Genomic DNA, 20,224 nt, shown 5'->3' on the forward strand with positions numbered 1-20,224 from the left:
GTTCATAGCCGTGTCCTTTCAAGGTGGGGGCGGGGGGCCGGCCCGGGGGGGGGGCCCGCCGCCCGGGGTGGGTCTCGGCCGTGCGTGAGGCGGAGTTCGGCCCCGCGGGCAATGAAGAGCTGGATTTCTGCCGCACCGAGATTGCCTGGCTCGAAGGCCTGATCGTCAATGCCGTGCGCGGTTTCGCAGGTCAGATCGCCCGCGCGGAACAGCTGAAGGCAGCCTTCGAGAAAGAGGTGCAGGCCGAACTGGCAGCATTGCGCCGGCGCATCGACGCGGTGGTCTGTGCCCATGACAAGCGGGTGCGGGCATGAGCCGGAAGCGCGGAAAGGTGATTTCCCGGGCGGCGCTGGCCCGGCTCTGGGATGATCCCGGGCTCAGCAGCGACCGGATCGGCGAAATGCTCGGCATCAGCGGGGCGGCGGTCAGGTGGCGTGCGAAGACCCTGGGCCTGCCACCGCGCGCCGGGGGCGAGAAGCCTCATTACGATCTGGATTGCGAGATCTTCGAAAGGATGTGGCGGGCCAATGTGCGCCCCGCTGAAATGGGCAGACACTTCGGAGTGCGGCTCCATGCCATCCTCTGGAACGCGCAGCGCCGCGGCCTGACCCGAAACTGCACCCGGCATAATTCCATTGGCCTCGCGGAGTTCATGGAACTGGACCTGCGCCGGCGGATGGAGGTAGCCGCCGCGGTCGAGCGGGCCGCGATGCGCAATGCGGAGATGGTCGACAAGGTTTTCACCGGCCCCAAGCCCTGGACCAAATGCGGCCCCCTGAAGGCGAGGGTTGCGGCATGAGCCACGCTGCCACGAACTGGCTTGCAGCCCTGCGCCCTGATGTGGTTGCCAACTCTGAATTCAGGGTGCTCTTTCACCTCTGCGATTGTCACAACATGTCGCAGGGCTGCTATCCGACTCAGCGGTTTCTGTCGGCGGCCTGCGGCCTGTCCCGCTCGACCGTCAATGTCGCACTCGCCCGGCTCGAAGAGAAGGGCCTGATCTGGCGTCAACAGAGCATAGACGAGCGCACCCGGCGTCAACGGCCCACCCGCTACATCCTGGGCTTTGAAATGACGGATGCACAAGAGCCGTGTCCGAAAACCGGACACGGAAATTCGTCCGATCCGTGTCATTCTGGCGAGACACGGGCCGCGTCCGAGGGGCAGGACACGGCAGCGCCGGAACCGTGTCCGATCAGCAAGACACGGGCCGTGTCCGAAAATCCGCAAAAGCCGTGTCCGAAAAATGGCAAAAGCCGTGTCCGTCCAGCCGGACACAAACCTGTAAATAAACCAGAAAATAAACCTAACGCGCGCGTCACGCGCGAGGCGGTGGCCGAGCAGGATCAGGGCGATCAGGACACGGATGCCGTTCTCAGGATGTGGTCTGAAAAGCTCAGAGCAGGTGGTTACGTCCCGCAATCGGCGCTCTCGCCGATGCAGGCGCAGCGGATGGTGGCTCTCAATCTGATCACGGCGGAAGAGTTGAAATCCGCCGGGATTGCTTGCTGAGAAAAAGGGGGGGCGGGCATGGACGGTGAAGACGCGGGACGTGAGGCGGTCAGGCGGTTGTTTGTCGACCGGCTCGCCCATAGCGGGCTGACCCTGCCGAAGGCGATGAAGCCCGCCGCCCACGAGGCGGTGATGAAGCGGCTTGTCGATCATCTGGCCTATCTGTCGCCGCAATCGCTGGCCGTGCTGGCAGATCAGGTGCTGTCGGCCGCAGGGGGCAAGGATCGCAACCTCTGGCCCTCGGAACTGATGATCCGCCAGATGGCCGAGGCTCTGGAAAGGCGGCCGTTCGAAATGGCGCTCATCGTGACCAGCTGGCTGGCGTCGATCGAGGGGCCACAGGCCGAGGCGGGCGGCTATCTGGTGCAGATGTATCGCCACCTTCGCTCGCATCCCCGGCCGCTGCTGCCCTACGACCGGACCACAATCCGGCAGCAGGCGGTGGATGATGCTCAGAAGATTGCACGGATCCGCGAGAAAGAGCGCGATGGCGTGGTGCCCGAGATCGATCGGGCATGGATGGCCGAGATGGTCGAGGATCAGCGCCGCGCCCGGGCGATTGTCGAGGCGGGCGCTCAGGCGCGCAGGCGCAAAGCGGAACAGGGAACGGGAGAGGCGGCATGAGCTTCATGGATCAGATCGACGCGCTCGGCGCGGAAATCATTGCGGCAGTTGAGGCCGAGGCGCTTGCGGACCTTGCCGATCTGGCGATGCGCCGCTCGCGCGCCGCGGCGGATCGGATCATCGATGATGCGCTCGCCCGGCTGGCCGCCGAATACCGGCTGCATGATGAGGATGCCCGCGTCCGCGACATGATTGCCTTCTACACCCCGCCAGAGGATCTGGCTGCGATCCCGGTCGCGCCGGGCAGGGGGCCGATGCACCGTGTCCCGAATTACCTTTTGTTGCCGGGCGGCACCCGGGCGCGGCAGGGCGCGCACTGGCGACGGGCGGATCAGCTCTCGATCATGTGCCGGCAGGAATGGGAGCGGCATAGGACGAAATGTCAGCGCACCTGCAAAGAGGTGCCGTTTTCCTCACCTTTCACGCCAGGCCAGATCCAGATGGGGCTGCATTATCAGGCTCTGGTCGAACGGCACGAGGCCGCGGGCATGAAATGCGCCTCGGTCGAGGTGCGCGCGGCGGCATCGCCGGGCGGCGGCAACGGCGGCGGGTTCATCGAGGCGCTGCTTTCCGAAGCGCGCGAACTGGACATGATCCGCCGCCGGATCGGTGACGGCGTGGCCCTGCCGGTCAGGCGCGGCGCCGGCAGACGACCGATCACCGACAGGGCGCTGGTCGATGCGGTCTGTCTCGCAGGCAAGGATCTGACGGCCGTGCTGCGCGAGCATGGCTGGGCCAATGACGCCCGCGCCCGGGCAGCGCTGCGCAGGGCGTTGGCTGCCGCCCTTGATCGGATGTCGGGGTATCAGGATCGGCCCGAGGGGCCGCAGCGCCCGCGGTCGGATATCGTCTCGCGGGTGGGAGTTGTGGCGGAATACGCGCCGGCAGATCGTCCCGGCCGCAGTCTTCTCGCGATACCGAAAAAAGGGGATTGACGCTTATCCTCACCGCGGGCATGTTCGTTTTTATCATCTTGAATAGCGCCCGGCGGTCAGATCGCCTGGGCGATTTCTGCGTTTGGGGGCGGCATGCAGTTCAGCGTATCCTCGAACATCGACGAAGTTCTGCGCTCGCTGGATGACTTCACTGCCCGGCAGGTTCCACAGGCAATCGCCTGGGCGCTGAATGATACCGCTGATCTTGCGCTGAAGGGTGTGCAGGATGATATGGATGCCCATTTTGATCGCCCGACGCGCTGGACGAAGAATGCATTCATGGTTTGGCGGGCGAACAAAAGGAAGTTGGTGGCCGAGGTCAAGGAGCGGCCATCGGTAGGCCGAAAGCACTATCTCAAGGTGCAGGAGCGAGGCGGGCCCCGCCCACAGACAGGGCTGGAAAGACTGTTCAACACGCGCATGGCCTATGCTGGACATATCCAGTCTGTGATACCAGCCGCAGCAGCTTTGCGAGATGCCTTCGGTAACTGGTCAGTTGGTGAACGCAACCGCGTTCTTTCGTCGGTTCGCGCTCAAAGTGACCGAGCTGCCAACAGCACGAAGGCATCGAAGGTCAGAAGAAAGAACGCGAGTCAGTTCTTTGTCCCGCGCTTGGATTCTCGCCTATCGCCTGGTGTCTGGAAGCGGACCAGCAGGGGCGCAGCGCTCAAGAAGGTCGTGCATTTCAGCCAGGCTGTTCCGAAGTATCGAAAAAGGTTGGGCTTTATTGACGGGGCAGAGGCGCGAGTTCGGAAAGAATTCCCGCGTTTCCTCGCTCGGGCGCTTGAAAAGGCGATCCGCACCGCCCGCTGAAATCGCGCGGGTCCTTCCCGCGCAGCATCCGCACGCGGGTAATTCGCGCCCCGGGGGTTCCGCCGCGCTAAACGAAACGGAAAGCCTTAACCAGCTTAACCATTGATCGGAAAGGGCTATGGCTGATCTTAACACCACAGAGCTGGCGGCCCGTCTGTCGGTCTCGAAGGCGCGGATCAGCCAGTATGTTGCCGAGGGGAAGCTGGCCGGGTGCTATACCGGCGACGGCAGGGCCCGGCGTTTCGATCTTGCGAAAGTCGCGGATGCGCTCGGGAAGCGGCTCGATCTCGGACAGATGACCGGCAACGGCCTCAGCACCCGTCGCGCGATCCGCGATATTGGAGAGGGATCGCCGACGCCGGCCGCTCCGCAGCCGCGGGACGGCAGCGAACTGCCTTATCGCGATCCCGACCGGCTGGAACTGGCAACGATCCAGATCAAGGAGGAAGAGGCCCGGAGGCGGCGCCGGGATAATGAGCGCGACGAGGGTCGCTGGGTGCTGGCCGAAGAGGTTCAGCGCCATACCGCCCGCGCGGTGTCCCGTGAGATCGGTCAGTTCGAGACCGTGATCCGGGATGCCGCGCGGGCGGTTGCCGATCGGTTCGGCGTCGATTTCCGCGAGGTGCGCAAAGTGATGATGGACGAATGGCGCCGGCATCGCGGGAATCGGCGGGACGAGCTGCGCGAGGAAGCGGCCGGGGTCGGGATGTCCGAGGCCGAGGCGGCGGCGAACGTCTGAGCCATGGGCTTCCTTTCCTCGGCCGAGGCGGCGGTGCTGTTCGGCATCGCCGATGCGATGGATCCGCCGCCGCCCCCGGATATCACGCGCTGGTGCGAGAATAACATCGTCTTCGACGAGCGTTCGCCTTTCCCCGGGCCTTTTCGGATCGACCGCTTTCCGTTCCTTCGCGAGATCCACGAGGTTCTGAGCCCGGAGCATCCGGCGCGCGAGGTCACGGTTCGCGGCAGCGCGCAATGGGGCAAGACCGTATCGGTTCTCAATCCGACGCTTGCCGCCTGGCACGAATACGGGCCGCTCGACAGTCTGGTAGTGCATCCGACCACATCCTCGGCCACCGAATGGGTGCGCACGAAATGGATGCCGATGCGCAGATCCGCGCCGAGCCTGCGCGAGATTTTCGGCGACGGCCGGGGTGAGCAGACCGACACGCTGCACAATCAGGAGACCATCCGGCGCGATGGCACCCTGAAGGTGGTCAGTGCGGGCTCGCCCGACGATCTGGCCGGCACGACGCGGAAGCTCGTGCTGCTGGACGACCTTGCGAAATTCGAGATGACGCCGAAAGGCGACCCGGAAAAGCTCGCGGAAAGCCGGGCGTCCGGGTTCGAAGAGGCGAAGATCGTCCGTATATCGACCCCTCAGGTCGCCGGCACCTGCCGGATCACGCGGGCGTTCAACCGCTCGGATCAGAGGTTTTACCATGTGCCGTGTCCGCATTGCGGTCATATGGCACCGCTGACCTGGGAGAATTTCAGGAAGAACCTGGACCCGGAGCGGCTGCACGCCGCCTGTTTCAGCTGCGATTCCTGCGGCTCCATCATCACCCATGCCTATAAGGTTGCGATGGTCGCGGCCGGGCGGTGGGTGCGGCACAATCCCCGCGGCGATCATCCGGGGTTCCACTTGTGGCGGGCCTATGTGCCGCAACGGGACTGGGCTTCGATCGCGGTGGAATATGCGCAGGTGATGGGCTGGACTTCGGTGCAGGCCAGCGCGCGGACCGAGGAAGAGGCGCAGGAGAAGGTCGAGGCCGAGACCGAGCAGACGTTCTGGAACGACGTGTTGGGACTGCACTATGAGCAGGCCTCGAAAGGACCTGACTGGGAGAAGCTGCGCGACCGGGTCGAGAAGGCCGAGGAAGGCCAGTATCTGCCGCGCGGGATCGTTCCTGCTTGCGGCGTGTTGCTGACCGCTGGCGTCGATTTTCAGGGCGACCGGACAGAAGTCACGATCTGCGCCTATGGTCGCAACTATCGCCGGTGGATTGTCGATCATGTCGTCATCCCGCACTACATCGGCGATCAGGAAGGCCGCGAGGCACTGGACGCCCTGTTAAAGGCGACCTGGCGCACCGAACTGGGTTTGCGGCTGCCGATCGACATGATGGCGGTGGACGAAGGCACCTTCACTGCGGATGTGAAGGACTGGGCAAAGCGTCACCCCTGGACCCGGGTCATTACCGTTAAGGGCGGATCCTCGGCCAACGGCCCTGTCCTGCGCCCTCAGCAGGATCGCAAGGACAGTGGCCGCACCATGCGGGTGCAGAAGCGGCGCTGGATCGTGAACGTCAGCCAGCTAAAGGCCGATTTTTACGGATGGCTCGCCAAGGAAGATCCGCAGGAGCGCGGTTTCGTGGCCTTCGCCCGAGGCCTCCCCGACGAATATTATCGTCAGGTGACCTCGGAGGTGCGCGTCCTGAAACGCGCGTCCTCGGGCACGATGGTCTCCAGCTGGCAGCTGGTGGAAAGCACCCGCCGCAACGAATGCCTCGACACGATGAACTACTCCGAGGCGGCCGCCCGCAAGAAGGGCTGGGCGGCGATGACGGATGAGCAATGGGGCGCGCTGGAAGCCGAGCGCGGGATCGCACCGCCGGATGTGCAGGCCGACCTGTTCGATGCGGCAATGCCGGCGGTGCCGTTGTCGCAGCGCGCTGCCGCGACAGAGCCGCCGGCGGCCGCGCAGGAAGATTCCGGGATGGATGAGGCAAATGGGCGCGAGGCCCGGAAACCGTGGATTCGACGCAGGGGGAAATGGCTGTGAGCACCTACACGCTGGATCAATACCACACGCTCTGCGCGATGATCGCGAAGGGGGTGACCAGCCTTGAGCAGAACGGCGAGAAAGTCACGTTCCGCAGCCTCGATGAAATGCGCCGGATCCGCTCCGAAATGGAAGCGGGCCTGGGGCTTAACGCTCGTCGCCGGGATCATTACCCGGTGTTTCGCAAAGGGTGATCCCGATGAATATGGTTGAACGGGCCATCCTGGCGGTCGCGCCGGGGTGGGCGGCGAGGCGTGCCCGCGCCCGGGCGATGACGGCGCATTACGACGGTGCCAGCGTCGGCCGGAGGACCTCGTCTCTTCGGGCCAGCCGCAGCGATGCCGATGGTGCTGCGCGTCAGCGTCAGCGCATGTCGTTCTTCGCGCGCGACATGGTCCGAAACACGCCGTTCGCGGCGCGCGCCAAAATGGTGATCACCGGGAACGTGATCGGCGATGGTGTCATTCCGAAGGTCGCGGTCAGGCACTCGGAACTGAGTCAGAAGACGCAGAAGAAGATCAGGGACCGCGGGTTGCGTCGTATCGAAGAGCATCTGGACACAGTGCTGATCGACCGCGCAGGAAAGCTCAATCTCTATGGGCTCCAGGGCCTGATCTGGGGCGCAGTGGTATCCGATGGCGAATGCCTTGTGCGGATCCATTCCGATCCTCTGGTGGCCGGGGCCATGCCGCTTCAGCTTGAGGTGCTGGAGGCCGATTATCTGGATGAGGGGAAGGTCGGCTTCCTGACGGATGGCGGCGATATCCGAAACGGTATCGAATATGATGCGGCCGGGCGGATAATCGCCTATTGGCTGTTCCCGGCGCATCCGGGATCGGACTGGCCGATGAAGCGTGGTGCCGCGGTTTCGCAGCGTGTGCCGGCCGAAGAGGTTCTGCACATCTACCGTGTCGACCGGCCGGGACAGGAGCGGGGCGTCACCTGGCTCGCCCCGGTGATGATGCGGTTGCAGGATCTGGCGGATCACGAGGATGCGCAGCTCGTGAGGCAGAAGATCGCTGCCTGCTTCGCCGCGTTTCGGATCGGCGGTGAAAAACAGGTGCCGATGCCGGAAGAGATCGCGCCGGGGATGGTTTACGACCTTGGTGACAGCGAAGATGTCAAATTCCCCGTTCCCCCCGGCGTCGAGGCTTATGACGAGTTCACCCGGTCTGTTCTCCGGTCGATCGCGGCGGGGCTCGGCATCAGCTACGAGTCGCTGACCGGCGATCTGGCGCAGGTCAATTTCTCATCTGCCCGGATGGGCCGGCTGGAAATGGACCAGAACGTCAGCGGCTGGCAGCACCTGACCCTGATCCCGCAGCTCCTGATGCCCTTGTCCCGGCTGTTCGTGGACGCCTGGCAGGCGGTCGACAGCGAGGATTTCGAAAGGGCCGGATTTCCGCCGGATATCTGGCAGTTCATCGCGCTGAACTGGGTTCCGCCGCGCCGGATCATCGTCGACCCGGCGCGCGAATTCGCAGCGCTGCGCGAGGCGGTCAGGTCCGGTTTTATGAGCCGTCAGCAGGTGGTGCGGCAGCTCGGGTTCGACCCGGAACGCCTGCTGGAAGAACAGACCCAGGACAAGGAAGAGGCGGATCGCCTCGGTCTGCCGTTCGACAGCGATCCGCGCGCCGATGTTTCGCGCCAATCCAAAGTCGACGACCCGGGCGACAACACGGTGAGCGCTGCGGAAGCCGCCCGCGCGCTCGGCATCAGCGTCGATGATCTTCGCGATCTGGTCGACGATCTGCGGCTTCAGGAAGCGAGGAAACGGAAATGAACGAGCTGCTGCTTTACGGCACGGTCGGATCGTCCTGGTGGGATGAAGAATACTTCACGGCGAAGATGGTGCGCGACTGGCTCTCGGGCATGTCCGGGCCACTGATCGTTCGCCTGAATTCCGGTGGCGGGATCGCGACAGAGGGGCAGGCGATCTATACTGCGCTGCGCGCCTATGCCGGGACGGTCACCGTTATAGTCGAGGGTGTGGCGGCGTCTGCGGCAAGCCTGATCGCGATGGCTGGTGACGAAATTAACATGTCGCCCGGCTCCATCATGATGATCCACGATCCGGCGCAGGACTATCTGGGCGAGCGCGGCACCTCTGAGGCGCATCGCAAGGCGGCCGAGTCGCTGGATGTGATCGCGAATTCCTATGCCGGAATCTATTCGCGCCGTTCTGGCATGTCGATCGAGGATGCCCGGGCCGTGATGAAGGCCGAGACCTATTATGATGGGCCCGCCGCGCTTGTCGCCGGGTTCGCCACCTCGGTTGAAGAGGATGGCGATGAGATCGATCCCGTCGCCTTCGACTACCGGATCTACCAGCACGCGCCCGAACGCCTGCTGTCCGCCGCCGGCGTCATCACGCGCAAGCGGCCCCGAGTGTCGGTTCTGGCCATGATGGCCGGTTTCGAAAAACCTGATGCCAAAGGAGGCAAAGTCATGGCGAAGAAACTCGCCCCGCGGGGCAAGGTCACCGCGAAAACCGCAGCGGAAGACGATGACGATCCGAATCTGGACGATGAAGAGGATCCCCAACTTGAGGATCAGGATGATCCCGACGCCGAGGGCGACGAGGAAGATCCGAAGGCAGAGGGTGACGAGGAAGATCCTGAAGCGGAGGAGGACGAGGATAAGACCGAGGCCTCCGGCGCGCGCGCCGTAGCCATCATCAATATGTGCGCCCGCCACGGGCTCGGCGCCGACAAGGCGGCGGATTTCATCGGGCGCGGTCTGAACACGCGGCAGGTCTTCGCCGCCATCAAGGGCAAGGGGGCCGACAAGGTGAGGATCGACGGGCGCGGGCCGACTGCGCGGATCACGCGCGACGAAACCAAAACCAGGGTCGAGGGAATGATCGGCGCCCTCATGGGTAAGACCGATGGCCCGTCTTCGGTCTATCGCGGGTTGCGCATCAAGCGTCTCGCGATGGAACTGGGTCGCGGCAGTGGCCGGAGCGTCAGCTTCGACGATACCGAGGCGGTGCGCCGCGGGATGCGGTCCACGACCATGATGGGCGGCGCCATCGGCGTCAGCGATTTCGCTTACATCACCACGGAGGTGATGAACCGCTCTCTGATCGCCGAATACACCCGCCGCGAACCGCAGTGGCAGTTGGTGACCGGCGCTGCCCTGACGGCGGCGGACTTCCGCGAGATCTATGCCGTCCGCTTCGGAGGCGACTTCCAGCTCAAGGATGTCAAGGAGAACGGCGAATACGAACAGGCCGATCTGGTGGATGAGGCGGAAGGCCTGAAGGTGCAGCGCCGCGGCCGCACCATCACCCTGTCTTTCGAATCGGTGGTCAACGACGATATGGGTGCGTTCGCCCGGATCCCGCGCGAATTCGCCATGGCGGCGCGCGCGATGGAGAACGGCATGGTCTGGTCTCTGATCCGCAAGAACGCGGTGATGAGGTCCGACGGCAAAGCCCTGTTCCACACTGATCACCACAACCTCGCCACGGCGAATGCGGTGATCTCGGTCACCTCGATCGCGGCCGCGCGTAAGGCGATGGCCGAGATGAAGGCCTTCGGCTCGAAAGACCCGGATGATTTCATCGCTCCCGAGGCGGAACTGCTGATCGTGCCGCCGGCGCTGGAACTGGTCGCGCTTCAGTTCGTTGCCGACATTACTCCCACCAAATCGGCGGATGCCAACCCCTACCGCTCGCGCTTCCAGCCTCATGCCGTGCCGAACATCGGCGCCGTGGCGGGCGGGTCGGACACGGCCTGGTATCTGATCGACCCGGATCTGCCGCCGATCCAGCATGCCTATCTGGACGGCTACGAAAGCCCGACCGTCGAGACGATCGAGGGTATGAACCCCGATGCGGTCAAGATGAACGCCCGCCACATCTTCGGTGCGGCTGTGGTCGAGTTCCGCGGGGCATACAAGAACGCCGGGGCCTGATCCGGGGCCGACACTCTGACGAAGGGCGCCTCCGGGCGCCCTTCGTCGTTCTGGAGCTTTCAATCTCGGGAGAGAGATATGCGCAATTACATCATGCCCGGTGAACACCTCACCATCACCGCCGCCGCCCCGATCACCTCCGGGCAATTGGTCGTCGTCGGTGATATCGTCGGCGTGGCCCAGGGCGATGCCGAAATCGGCGATGATGTCGTCATCGTCCGCCGCGGCATCTTCGAACTGCCCAAGACCAGCGCCCAGGCCTGGACGGTGGGGGCGAAGGTCTACTGGGACGCGGGAAACAGCCTCGTTACCACCACTGCCAGCGGCAACAAGCTGATTGGTGCGGCGGCGGGCGTTGCCGCGAACCCCTCGTCTTTCGGCCTCGTGCTCCTCGACGGCGTGATCCGCTGAGATGATGACCGGGCTCTTCGACGGGGTGGCCGGGCTGCTGAACGACGTTTTCGGCGGCTCGGTCACCCACCGGCCGAAAGTCGGGCTCGACCGGATCAGGCACTGGATTTTCCGTGCGCCGCCGGTCGAGGTGGAGGGCGAGGACGGTCATTCCGTCCTCGATGTCGCCCCATTCCTGAAGGTGCCCCGGCCGGATGCCTCTTCGGTTTCGATCGGCGACCTGATCCTGCCGGGCAACGGCAATACCTACAAGGTCGTCAATCTCCAGCCGAGCGGCAGTCCGGCGGCAGATGCCTTCGTGGTCTTTGATCTGGAGTTGGTGCCGTGACCCACTACCGGACTGCCTATCGCAATGCTGTGAAAGATGCGATCGCGGGCGATGCGGCCTTCGGCGATTTCACCTTTCTGCCCGCATGGTCGCAGAAGATTGACCCGTCGCAACTTCCGGTCTTCGGCGTTGCAACGCCCTCGGAGGGTTCTTCCCGGCAGGGCGGCGATACGGTCCACCGCGTCACCACCGTCAGGGTTGCGATGAAGGTCGTCGAAGCCGGGGATATCGAGGCCGAACTGGACGATCTGAGCTTCGATATCGAGGCGCTGGTGCTGCCGGTTCTCGAACCGCTGTCGCATATCGTCGAACTGAACAGCACGGCGACCTCGACCGAGGCTGGCGGCGAGCGGAAGACCGGAACGCTCGTCATGGATTTCAGCGTTACCCGCTTCACCGACGCGGGTAACGCGACCTGAAACCCCTTTCCCACAGGAGAAACGGATATGGCTAAACAGGCGGGCCGGCTGGCCACGCTGAAGGTCGGCGCCTCGACCATCGCCGGGGTGCGCGTCCTCAACATCAACTGGAACGGCACCCCGATCGATACCACCGATCAGAACGATGCCGGGTTCCAGACCTTTCTGGTCGGCGTCATGGCGACCGACACACTCGAACTGACGGTCGAGGGGCTGGAAGAGGATCAGGTGCTGCGCAAGGCGGCCCTGAAATCCGGGCAATCCGCGAAGTTCATCGCCGATGCCGAGTTCAAATTCCCCAACGGCGACACCATTACCGGGGATTTCGTTCTGACCACCTATACCGAGGGTCAGCCCTACGACAATGCAACCAGTTTCAACGCGACCTTCGTTCGCAACAGCGCTCATACCTTTGCCGATGCCCCGGGAGGTGGCGGCTGATGTCCGGATTTGATGACGTGACGCTCACCTGGGCGGGGAAGGATTACGAAATCCGCGCCCATGATCTGATGCCCATCATCTCGAAGGTCGAGAACATCCTGTTGCGCGACGAGGATCAGGGCGTCCTGGCAATCGACGTGCTTTGCAACAAGCGCCCCATCGCAAAGATCGCCGAATGCTTCGAAGCGATCCTCCGGCATGCGAAGGCGCCAGTCCTGCCCGGTGAGGCATATCTGGCCGTCATGTCGGCTTTTGCCGACCGGGACGGCGGCTATTTTGAGTGTGTGCAGGATCAGGTGATGCAGATCCTCTCGCTGCTGGCGCCCCCGGTTCACCTTCAGATCCTTGGCACCCGGGCGGAAGCGAAGGGCGGCGGCGAAAAAAAGTAGACGGCGGGCTGGTTCGCAGCCTGCACCGCGTCCTCGTGGGGCAGGGCTGGGTGGGGGCGAACGGGTTCTGGACGCTCCCCCCGGGACAGGTCTGGTGGATCATTGAGGACCGGATGCCCGCCGAAATCGTCGCATCGAACCGGGATCGCGATGCCATGCTGAAAATGCTGAGAGAGGCAAAACGACATGAGCAACCTGCCCGAGCTTAAATATCGCATTGGCGCCGATCCTTCCGGCGTGGAAAAGGGCGGCGCGCGCGCGAAGCGCAGCATTCAGGATGTCGATGCCTCCTTTGCCGATATGGCGAAGCGCGCGGCGAAATTCGGCGCCCAACTGGGCGCAGCCTGGGCGACTTTCAAGACCGCAGCCCTGGCGGCCGGGGTGGCCGCTGCAAAGACCGCAGTCGAAATCGACAATCTCTCGCGTGTGTCGAATACCAATACGACCGAATTCCAGAAATGGGCGATTGCGGCAAAGACCGTCGGGGTCGAGCAGGATAAACTGGCCGACATCCTGAAGGATGTCACGGATCGGGTGGGCGAATTCCTCTCTACCGGCGGCGGGCCGATGAAGGATTTCTTCGAGAATATCGCGCCGAAAGTTGGGGTGACCGCAGAGCAATTCGCCCGGTTATCCGGCCCCGAGGCCTTGCAGCTTTACGTGTCCTCGCTCGAAAAGGCCGGCCTGTCGCAGCAGCAGATGACCTTCTATCTGGAAGCGATGTCGGGCGATCTGACGAAGATGCTGCCGCTGCTGCGCAATGGCGGATCGGAAATCAAAAAGCTCGGCGACGCGGCGCAAGCGACGGGGAAGATCATCGACAAGGATATGATCCGGGGCGGCGTCGAACTGGATCGCGTGTTCGGGGAAATTGCCGATACCCTGCGCACCTCGGCGACCAAAGCGGTGCTGGAGCATAAGGACGAGCTGATCGCGATGGCGCGGTGGATAGCCGATGTGGTGATACCCGCGATCAGCGATCTTTTCGACTGGATCGGAAAAACGGCTGCGCGGCTCCAGCCGGCGATTGAGGCCTGGGCAAGACTGGGAGGGGTTATTGCCGCCGCTCTCGACTTGGATGAGGGACCGATTGTTCCCGGCGAAAAACCCAACACCCCCGGGGATATCGCCGCGGGTCGCGAAGGCGGGGATACCTCCAGCACCGGCACCCGGCCGCTCGACGAAAATGGCAACGTCATCCTCGATGACGGCACCACGCTGCCCACCTATGTGCCCCCGCCGGTGGTTCCCGGCGCGGGCACCGGCGGGCGCAGCAGCAGGGGCGGTGGCGGTGGGGGCCGCGCGGGCGGAACCGATCGCGAATTCGACCGGATCCGCGAGCGCTACATGACCGAGACCGAGCTGCTGGACGAGCATCTGCGCGCGCAGCTCGAAAAGCTCGCGGAATTCCGCGAGAAGAAACTCGCAGGCGAGGAGGAGTTGGCGGCGCTGGAACAGCAGATCCGCGAGGATCACCGCACGAAAATGCGCGCCATCGATCAGGCCGCCATTCAGGAGCGGCTGGCGGCATGGTCCAGGGCCTTCGGGGACCTCTCGGCCCTCATGATTTCCGAGAACAAGAAGCTCTTTTCTATCGGTAAGGCTGCCGCCGTGGCCCAGGCCATCGTCGATGGCTGGTCGGCGGCGACTTCGGCCTACAAGAAGGGCGTCGAGATAGGCGGCCCGCCGGTGGGCGCGGCCTTCGCGGCCATGTCTCTCGCGCGCACCGGCGCCATGCTTGCGCAGATCAGATCGGCGCAGATCGGCGGTGGCAGCGCCATGGGCGGGGGAGGTGCGGGCACCGGCGGGAGCGCCACCGCGCCGGTGCTGCCGGTCCAGCGTCTTGATATTTTCGCCCAGGGCCCGGCGGATTTCATGCGCGGAATGGAGGCGATGGTGCAGATGCTCAGTGATGCAGCGGCGCGCGGCTATCGCGTCGATCCGAGACTGGTGCGGCAATGATCTGGATGACCGAAGGGTATCAGGCCAAGGCCGCGGTCTTCTCTCAACCGCTGACCCATGCCCGCATTCTTTGGGATAATGTGCTGGCGGGTGCGGTATTCTCTGCGACCAGCGAGCGCGAGGGTTTTGAGGCAGCGCGCGCGCAGTCCGCGGACACGGTGTCCTGGTGGTGGCCTGCCGTTGCGGGGACGCTCACCGCGACTTTCGCCGCCGTCGACATCGACGGCATCGGCATCGCCGCTCATACGCTCGGCAGCGCCGGGGTGACGGTGACGGCCGAGGCGCGCATCGGCGGGGTCTGGACAGCGCTGCACGATCCTATCAGCCCCAAGGATGACGCGCCGATCATGATCGCCTTCGAAAAGGTCACTGCCGATGCGGTTCGGATCTTCTTGTCGTCCCCGGCCCGGGTGGGCGTGCTGTGCGCCGGCGCAATGCTGGAAATGCCCCGGCCCGGCTATACCCAATTGCCGCCGCTCGCGCTGATGCGCGCGACGACATACGAGACCAACAAGAGCCAGACGGGACAGTTCATGGGGCGCAGCATCGTCAGCACGTCGCGGCCGTTCCAGGCGACATGGGACCATCTGCCGGAGGACTGGATGCGGAACAGTTTCGACCGTTTCGCCCGGGCGGCGCGCGAAGTGCCTTTCTTCGTCGCTCTGCGACCCGCGCGGTTTCCGTCCGATGTTGGGTATGTGCTGACCTCGCAGGACGTGATCCCGGAGCGTATGGGGATGGTCGATCTGATGTCTGTGACCATAGTTGGCGAAGCCCATGCGGAGCCGGGGGCATGAACTTCACCCGCCGACCGGTCCAGTATGTGGGCCTGCGCCAGAGCCGGTGCGGGCAGCGCTACGGGGTCGCGCCCTGCATGGCGGCGGGCGGGCCGTATTGCTACCAGACCTGGGGCACCTGCGGCGACCGCGATCACATCGACGCCGAGGGCTCGATCACATGGATGTTTTGCGCCGACGGCGCGGCGATCATGCCGCTCTATCTGCGCGACGGCGAGCATATCCGCACCAATGCCTTGCCGCTGCTGGTCAGCGCCACGCCGTCCTCGTCGGAGATCAATGTCGGCGCGCAGCGCTCGGGCATTTCGCCGCTTGGGGTCGGATCCTCGGTCACGCTGACATTCCAGGACCGCCCCTTTGACGATCATGTCGGCGATCCCTATCGCGGTCTGCGCCCGGGGCGGAAGGATGCGCCGTTCTGGGCGTTTTGGCGGGCGCGAAACGCCTTTTATACCGGCGCGCTGGTCTCGGTCTGGGACGGCTACCATGGCCAGACGCTCGATCAGATGCAGCGCCGCGACTACATCGTCGAAAGCGTGACCGGGCCGGATGCCGGCGGATCGGTGACTGTCACCGCAACCGATCCGCTGCGCCTCGCCGAGGCGAAGGATGCGAAGTTCCCGCCGGAAATCGAGGCGCGGCTTGTGGGCGATGTCGATGCGGCTGGCCTGACCATCCGCGTCTCGGCCCATGCGGCGGATCTGGACAAGGCCTGCGGGAACACGGGCGAGCGCAAATTCCTGCGCATCGGATCGGAGATCCTCCGGTATACGGGGCATACCCTCGATGGCGACGGCTACCGCACCCTGACCGGCGTGCAGCGCGGCGTCCTCGGCAGCGTGGCGGAAGAGCACAAAAACGACGACGCGGTTTCGCGCATCGGCCGCTACGAGAACATCCAGCACTGGGCGGTGGCGGCCGATCTGATCGACAATCACACGCAGATTCCTCCCGGCTATCGCGATGACGCAGAATGGCAGGAAGAGGGCCAGAACTACATGACCACCCAGAAGGCGGGTCGGACTGTGGTCAACCCCGTCGCGGTCGAAGATCTGTTGGGGCAACTCTGCCAGCAGGGTGGCTTTTCGATCTGGTGGGATGAGCGGCAGCAGAAGATTCCGCTTCTGGCGAACCGGCCGCCGGATACCGTGCCGGTGGTCTTGTCGGATGAGGCGTCGATCGTCGCGGGCTCGGCATTCCTCAGCGACGATGTGAAAGCCCAGATCTCGCGGGTGGCGGTCTATTTCGATGCCCGCAGCCCTTTCGACCAGGGCAAGCCAGAGAATTACCGGCTGCTCAGGCTGCATATCGACGGCTATGTCGAGGGCCCGGCGGCGGCGGGCACCGCGCGCACGCTCACCGTTTACGCGGACTGGATCACCCGGGAAACCGACGCGCTGCGCCTCGCTGCCCGGCTGCTGCTGCGGTATCGGCTGGTGCCGCAATATCTGACGCTGGATCTGGATTCTCATGATGGCAGCCAGCGTCGGATGGTCAACAACGGCGACGTGTTAGATGTGGTCACCGGGGCGTTGATCGACAGTGAGGGCAATCCGCTGTCGACCCGCTGGCAGGCGCTCGCGGTGGACGATACCCGCCCGGGCCACAAGATCCGGCTGAAGCTGCAAAGCTCGCGGTTCATCGGCCGGTTCGCGATCATCATGGCGGCCGATGCCCCGGACTACGCCGCAGCCAGCGAGGCGCAGCGCGCCCGCGGGTGCTGGATGGCGCTGGAAAGCACAGGCCGGATGCCGAACGGCGACGAGCCGTATCTTCTGCAATAGGTGAAAAATGGCAGACTGGACTGATCCGCCGTGGCCGCAGCTCACGGCCGGCAAGGCGTGGACTGATGAAAAGGCCGCAGCCTCCTTTGAAAACCCCATCTCCATCACGGAAGGCGCCCCTGGCTCGCCCTACGAATTCTCGACGTGGCGACCTTACAACAGCCTCATCAACGGCGACGGCAACACCGGCGCGTTCTACGATCATGCGGTGCAGGGTGCGGTCAGCCAGATCACATCGCCGGTCTTTGAACTCGGCTGGGATTACAGGTTCGTGCTGGACGACCTTCTGAACCTGATAGTGCGCATGTCTCTCAACAACGGGGACTGGAGGAACACCATTGACCTCACAACAGGCAGCAGCGCCAGCTATGTGAATGGCGTACTTGATCTGCTGAACCCAATGCGCGGCCGGCGTTACAGTGAAGTCATTGGCTATGTCTATCGCGATGACATCGGAGGCGAAAACGCATGGGGCGGCGTCGCATCTGTGGGCGCCTACCGAATGCGCAACACGGCGAAACCGCCTGTATCGCAGGTTCGGTTTTCCAGCCCGCAGAATTTCACTGGCGGCCGGGCGCTGATGTTCCGCCGCCGCTGCGTGTTCTGACGACCCACCCGCTGGCCCCCATCCGGCCCGATCCCCCGCAGGGCTGATCCTCTCCGAAACCTGACCTGACACACCCCGCCTGGCGCGGGCTTTTTTACGTGGATATGCCATGGCTCTGACCACCAGCCTGATCACCGGCCGCGTGCCGCTGCCCGACGATGCCGCGCCACTGGCGGCGAGGGCGATCTTTACCATTGTGGGCTACGACACCGAGGGGGCGGATACGATCCCGCCCGGCGCGCAGGTGGCATGGACTCTGCAATCCGACGGCACGCTGCCCGCCGGCGCCCGGCTGTGGCGCAATACCCTTGGCACGCGGGGCACGGTCTATGCGGTTGAGGTCGAATGGTCTCAGGCCGACCGGCAGGCTGGGGTGCAGCGGATGAGTCGGAGCCTGGGCTTCATCCAGGTCGGTGCTGCCGACAGCTATACTCTCCCGCAACTGCTGGCCAATCCCGCGCAGCCGGAGCCCGGCTGGTATGAAACGGTGCCCAGGGCGGTCTGGGAACAAATCCTCGGCCTGTCGGGCCGTGTGACCGCGATTGAAGCTCCGGACTGGGTGACGACGCCCCGGATCGCTGGGGGTGCCGTCTCTCCGCTCAATCTTTCCCCCGCGGTCCTCGATATGCTGAATGGGGCCGGATACCAGGGCCTCTGGACCCCGGCCAGCCTGTTTCCGGGCGGGGCCGGGACGAATGCCGGTCAGGTCTGGCTGGTGACCGCAGCGGGTTCGAGGGGCGGTCAGGCGTTTACGGTTAGCGACCGGCTGGTGGCGCTGGTCAGCAATCCCTCGACCACGGTCTATGCCGGCAACTGGATGCGCGTGCAGCAGCACGAGGTGACCCAGAGCGCGACCGACACCACGGCCGGGCGGATGCTCAAGGTCGGCGATGCCGGGCTTCTGGCCAATGCTGTCGCTGTCAGCGACTGGAACAACGCCACGGCCGGCGGCGTGATCTACTCTGCCAACAACGCCGCCAATGCGCCGGTCGGGGGCTCCGGGGTCTGGTTCATCGGCCAGTATCAGCGGCACAACGACCTGCACGGGGTCCAGACGCTGACGCTTTTCACCGGGATCTCCGGGACCGGGACAGCGCGGCAGTTCGTGCGGGCGCTGACCGGCGGAGTGTGGACCGCGTGGCGCGAGGTGATCAATCAGGGCCGGATCGTCGGGACCGTCGCGCAGGCGTCCGGGGTGCCCACCGGCGCAGTGATCGAGCGCGGATCGAACGCCAACGGCGAATATGTCCGCTGGGCGGACGGCACCCAGATCTGCACCCGCACCGATCTGAGCGCGCCGAACGCCAGCACGGTTGTCGGCGGGCTGTTTTCGTCGGGCGATGTGGCCTGGACATTCCCGGCCTCCTTCGCGGTTGCGCCGGTAGTGACCTGCGCGCCGGCCGAGGCCCATAGCTTTGGCTCAGTGCCCTATGTGCCCAGCACCACGAGCGCCACGCTGCGGGCGCTGTCCGCCGTCACCAGGGCCGGCACCGTGCCGATCCGCGCCCAGGCCATCGGCCGCTGGTTCTGAGGAGGTTTCCATGATCATCACCTTATCCCCGATCCGCGCCGACTGGCCGGTCCCTGTCCTCGCGGTCTCCGGCGCCGTGCTGGAGATCGACGGCCAGCCGGTCGATCTCGCCGGCTACGATGCCGGGGCAGATCCGCATCCGCTGATCGTCGGTCAGCCCGCACTGATCGAGGGCGTCTGGCACGTCACCGTGCTGCTGCCCCATGAGCCGGATGCGCCCGAGGCCGTCCGCTTCCCCGAGCCGGTCGAAGTAGCAGATGGCCCGGTCCACCTCCCTGAAGTTCAAACCGAGGAATCCTGACATGGCCGATCCCTTCCAGTTTCACAGCCGCGGCCTGGACAGCCCGGCGCAGTATCATGCCGCGATTGTGCCTTCGGACAGCGCGGATCTGCCGGTGATCCCCCGCGCGCTGTATTGTCAGACGGCGGGCGCCGTTGCGATCCGCGACCGTGCCGGGGTCGATATGATCTACACCGTGGACGCGGGCCAGATCCTGCCGTTCGGGCCTCAGCGCGTGCTTGCCGCCGGCACCACGGCGACTGTCGTGGGGTGGTGGTAATGCTGGGCTTTGGTCTCTCGCTCTGGTCGGCTGCGCAGATGGTGGCTGCGAAGCCCGCCCCTCAGATCGCCCTTGTCGCCCCCGGCGCGAATGCCGCCTGGGTCTCGCCTGATGGCAAAATGCTGCTCGTAATTGCAAAGGGGGCGGCAGATGCCTGATATCACCAGTTTTCCGATCCCGACGCAGGTGGTTGATCTGCAAGCGGTGCTGGACAGCGGAGCGCGGGCTGAGGCTGCTGCCGCCAATGCCCAGGCGTCTGCCCTGACACTGGCCAGCTGGAGCGCGTTGCAGGCGATCAGCGGTGTGGCAACCGGCACCGGCGCCGAGGTGCTCGATCTCGACACCGGCACGCATACCGATCCTGTCGCCGGCGGCACGGTGGCCAATGCCGGGCGCTACAGCTGGTCT

Annotated in this window: 24 protein-coding genes; all 24 read left to right on the forward strand. The window is 64.7% G+C overall.

From position 1 onward, the window contains the following. The first annotated feature begins 80 nt into the window (after positions 1-80). A complete protein-coding gene (locus XINFAN_RS14575; RefSeq protein ID WP_124087599.1) occupies positions 81-314 on the forward strand; it encodes a hypothetical protein in 234 nt (77 codons plus the stop codon). Next, on the forward strand, positions 311-799 hold the full coding sequence (locus XINFAN_RS14580) for a winged helix-turn-helix domain-containing protein (RefSeq protein ID WP_124087600.1): 489 nt from the start codon (positions 311-313) through the stop codon (positions 797-799). Before XINFAN_RS14575 ends, XINFAN_RS14580 begins: the two co-directional genes overlap by 4 nt. Then, complete coding sequence (locus XINFAN_RS14585; RefSeq protein WP_160144628.1) at positions 796-1,512, forward strand: helix-turn-helix domain-containing protein; 717 nt, start codon at positions 796-798, stop codon at positions 1,510-1,512. The genes XINFAN_RS14580 and XINFAN_RS14585 overlap by 4 nt, the downstream gene beginning before the upstream one ends. Before the next feature lie 18 nt (positions 1,513-1,530). Further along, positions 1,531-2,136 (forward strand): hypothetical protein, encoded by a 606-nt coding sequence (locus XINFAN_RS14590; RefSeq protein ID WP_124087602.1) that lies wholly within the window; start codon positions 1,531-1,533, stop codon positions 2,134-2,136. After that, entirely contained in the window at positions 2,133-3,071 is a 939-nt protein-coding gene (locus tag XINFAN_RS14595) for a hypothetical protein (RefSeq protein ID WP_124087603.1), read from the forward strand. Before XINFAN_RS14590 ends, XINFAN_RS14595 begins: the two co-directional genes overlap by 4 nt. A 93-nt stretch (positions 3,072-3,164) precedes the next feature. Beyond that, entirely contained in the window at positions 3,165-3,884 is a 720-nt protein-coding gene (locus XINFAN_RS14600; protein WP_124087604.1) for a hypothetical protein, read from the forward strand. 118 nt (positions 3,885-4,002) lie between these two features. Next, positions 4,003-4,623: a hypothetical protein gene (locus XINFAN_RS14605; protein ID WP_124087605.1), complete on the forward strand. Its 621-nt coding sequence runs from the start codon at positions 4,003-4,005 to the stop codon at positions 4,621-4,623. Positions 4,624-4,626: 3 nt separating this feature from the next. Next, complete coding sequence (locus XINFAN_RS14610; protein WP_124087606.1) at positions 4,627-6,669, forward strand: phage terminase large subunit family protein; 2,043 nt, start codon at positions 4,627-4,629, stop codon at positions 6,667-6,669. After that, entirely contained in the window at positions 6,666-6,863 is a 198-nt protein-coding gene (locus tag XINFAN_RS14615; RefSeq protein ID WP_199286432.1) for a phage head-tail joining protein, read from the forward strand. Before XINFAN_RS14610 ends, XINFAN_RS14615 begins: the two co-directional genes overlap by 4 nt. A gap of 5 nt (positions 6,864-6,868) precedes the next feature. Beyond that, on the forward strand, positions 6,869-8,452 hold the full coding sequence (locus tag XINFAN_RS14620; protein WP_124087608.1) for a phage portal protein: 1,584 nt from the start codon (positions 6,869-6,871) through the stop codon (positions 8,450-8,452). Then, positions 8,449-10,587, forward strand: a complete 2,139-nt coding sequence (locus tag XINFAN_RS14625) for a head maturation protease, ClpP-related (protein WP_124087609.1) — start codon at positions 8,449-8,451, stop codon at positions 10,585-10,587. The genes XINFAN_RS14620 and XINFAN_RS14625 overlap by 4 nt, the downstream gene beginning before the upstream one ends. 78 nt (positions 10,588-10,665) lie before the next feature. Further along, positions 10,666-10,998 carry a DUF2190 family protein gene (locus XINFAN_RS14630; RefSeq protein WP_124087610.1) on the forward strand — a complete coding sequence of 111 codons (333 nt, stop codon included), beginning with the start codon at positions 10,666-10,668 and terminating at the stop codon, positions 10,996-10,998. Between the two features lies 1 nt (position 10,999). Beyond that, positions 11,000-11,326 carry a head-tail joining protein gene (locus XINFAN_RS14635; protein WP_124087611.1) on the forward strand — a complete coding sequence of 109 codons (327 nt, stop codon included), beginning with the start codon at positions 11,000-11,002 and terminating at the stop codon, positions 11,324-11,326. Continuing rightward, entirely contained in the window at positions 11,323-11,745 is a 423-nt protein-coding gene (locus XINFAN_RS14640) for a hypothetical protein (RefSeq protein ID WP_124087612.1), read from the forward strand. Before XINFAN_RS14635 ends, XINFAN_RS14640 begins: the two co-directional genes overlap by 4 nt. A 27-nt stretch (positions 11,746-11,772) precedes the next feature. Continuing rightward, entirely contained in the window at positions 11,773-12,186 is a 414-nt protein-coding gene (locus tag XINFAN_RS14645; RefSeq protein ID WP_124087613.1) for a phage tail protein, read from the forward strand. Further along, positions 12,186-12,575 carry a hypothetical protein gene (locus tag XINFAN_RS14650; protein WP_124087614.1) on the forward strand — a complete coding sequence of 130 codons (390 nt, stop codon included), beginning with the start codon at positions 12,186-12,188 and terminating at the stop codon, positions 12,573-12,575. Before XINFAN_RS14645 ends, XINFAN_RS14650 begins: the two co-directional genes overlap by 1 nt. A gap of 186 nt (positions 12,576-12,761) precedes the next feature. Then, entirely contained in the window at positions 12,762-14,537 is a 1,776-nt protein-coding gene (locus XINFAN_RS14655; RefSeq protein ID WP_124087615.1) for a hypothetical protein, read from the forward strand. Next, entirely contained in the window at positions 14,534-15,334 is an 801-nt protein-coding gene (locus XINFAN_RS14660; RefSeq protein ID WP_124087616.1) for a hypothetical protein, read from the forward strand. Before XINFAN_RS14655 ends, XINFAN_RS14660 begins: the two co-directional genes overlap by 4 nt. Further along, complete coding sequence (locus XINFAN_RS14665; RefSeq protein WP_124087617.1) at positions 15,331-17,118, forward strand: hypothetical protein; 1,788 nt, start codon at positions 15,331-15,333, stop codon at positions 17,116-17,118. The genes XINFAN_RS14660 and XINFAN_RS14665 overlap by 4 nt, the downstream gene beginning before the upstream one ends. 7 nt (positions 17,119-17,125) lie before the next feature. Further along, positions 17,126-17,725, forward strand: coding sequence for a hypothetical protein (locus XINFAN_RS14670; RefSeq protein ID WP_124087618.1), 600 nt, complete (start codon positions 17,126-17,128; stop codon positions 17,723-17,725). Between the two features lie 109 nt (positions 17,726-17,834). Next, on the forward strand, positions 17,835-19,256 hold the full coding sequence (locus XINFAN_RS21985; protein ID WP_199286430.1) for a pyocin knob domain-containing protein: 1,422 nt from the start codon (positions 17,835-17,837) through the stop codon (positions 19,254-19,256). A gap of 10 nt (positions 19,257-19,266) precedes the next feature. Then, complete coding sequence (locus XINFAN_RS14680) at positions 19,267-19,557, forward strand: hypothetical protein (RefSeq protein ID WP_124087619.1); 291 nt, start codon at positions 19,267-19,269, stop codon at positions 19,555-19,557. Position 19,558: 1 nt separating this feature from the next. Next, positions 19,559-19,816 (forward strand): spike base protein, RCAP_Rcc01079 family, encoded by a 258-nt coding sequence (locus tag XINFAN_RS14685; protein ID WP_124087620.1) that lies wholly within the window; start codon positions 19,559-19,561, stop codon positions 19,814-19,816. Positions 19,817-19,966: 150 nt separating this feature from the next. After that, the coding region (locus XINFAN_RS14690) for a hypothetical protein (protein ID WP_199286431.1) at positions 19,967-20,224 on the forward strand (258 nt) is incomplete at its 3' end.

It is taken from the genome of Pseudogemmobacter humi, assembly GCF_900609055.1.
Classification (GTDB): domain Bacteria; phylum Pseudomonadota; class Alphaproteobacteria; order Rhodobacterales; family Rhodobacteraceae; genus Pseudogemmobacter; species Pseudogemmobacter humi.

What these genes read in the sequence shown, in the direction of transcription:
- XINFAN_RS14595 (WP_124087603.1), top strand. Translation starts at nt 2,133, where the DNA reads ATGAGCTTCATGGATCAGATCGACGCGCTCGGCGCGGAAATCATTGCG.
- XINFAN_RS14645 (WP_124087613.1), top strand. Translation starts at nt 11,773, where the DNA reads ATGGCTAAACAGGCGGGCCGGCTGGCCACGCTGAAGGTCGGCGCCTCG.
- XINFAN_RS14620 (WP_124087608.1), top strand. Translation starts at nt 6,869, where the DNA reads ATGAATATGGTTGAACGGGCCATCCTGGCGGTCGCGCCGGGGTGGGCG.
- XINFAN_RS14600 (WP_124087604.1), top strand. Translation starts at nt 3,165, where the DNA reads ATGCAGTTCAGCGTATCCTCGAACATCGACGAAGTTCTGCGCTCGCTG.
- XINFAN_RS21985 (WP_199286430.1), top strand. Translation starts at nt 17,835, where the DNA reads ATGGCTCTGACCACCAGCCTGATCACCGGCCGCGTGCCGCTGCCCGAC.
- XINFAN_RS14580 (WP_124087600.1), top strand. Translation starts at nt 311, where the DNA reads ATGAGCCGGAAGCGCGGAAAGGTGATTTCCCGGGCGGCGCTGGCCCGG.
- XINFAN_RS14605 (WP_124087605.1), top strand. Translation starts at nt 4,003, where the DNA reads ATGGCTGATCTTAACACCACAGAGCTGGCGGCCCGTCTGTCGGTCTCG.
- XINFAN_RS14660 (WP_124087616.1), top strand. Translation starts at nt 14,534, where the DNA reads ATGATCTGGATGACCGAAGGGTATCAGGCCAAGGCCGCGGTCTTCTCT.
- XINFAN_RS14590 (WP_124087602.1), top strand. Translation starts at nt 1,531, where the DNA reads ATGGACGGTGAAGACGCGGGACGTGAGGCGGTCAGGCGGTTGTTTGTC.
- XINFAN_RS14630 (WP_124087610.1), top strand. Translation starts at nt 10,666, where the DNA reads ATGCGCAATTACATCATGCCCGGTGAACACCTCACCATCACCGCCGCC.
- XINFAN_RS14665 (WP_124087617.1), top strand. Translation starts at nt 15,331, where the DNA reads ATGAACTTCACCCGCCGACCGGTCCAGTATGTGGGCCTGCGCCAGAGC.
- XINFAN_RS14655 (WP_124087615.1), top strand. Translation starts at nt 12,762, where the DNA reads ATGAGCAACCTGCCCGAGCTTAAATATCGCATTGGCGCCGATCCTTCC.
- XINFAN_RS14680 (WP_124087619.1), top strand. Translation starts at nt 19,267, where the DNA reads ATGATCATCACCTTATCCCCGATCCGCGCCGACTGGCCGGTCCCTGTC.
- XINFAN_RS14610 (WP_124087606.1), top strand. Translation starts at nt 4,627, where the DNA reads ATGGGCTTCCTTTCCTCGGCCGAGGCGGCGGTGCTGTTCGGCATCGCC.
- XINFAN_RS14650 (WP_124087614.1), top strand. Translation starts at nt 12,186, where the DNA reads ATGTCCGGATTTGATGACGTGACGCTCACCTGGGCGGGGAAGGATTAC.
- XINFAN_RS14685 (WP_124087620.1), top strand. Translation starts at nt 19,559, where the DNA reads ATGGCCGATCCCTTCCAGTTTCACAGCCGCGGCCTGGACAGCCCGGCG.
- XINFAN_RS14625 (WP_124087609.1), top strand. Translation starts at nt 8,449, where the DNA reads ATGAACGAGCTGCTGCTTTACGGCACGGTCGGATCGTCCTGGTGGGAT.
- XINFAN_RS14635 (WP_124087611.1), top strand. Translation starts at nt 11,000, where the DNA reads ATGATGACCGGGCTCTTCGACGGGGTGGCCGGGCTGCTGAACGACGTT.
- XINFAN_RS14670 (WP_124087618.1), top strand. Translation starts at nt 17,126, where the DNA reads ATGGCAGACTGGACTGATCCGCCGTGGCCGCAGCTCACGGCCGGCAAG.
- XINFAN_RS14585 (WP_160144628.1), top strand. Translation starts at nt 796, where the DNA reads ATGAGCCACGCTGCCACGAACTGGCTTGCAGCCCTGCGCCCTGATGTG.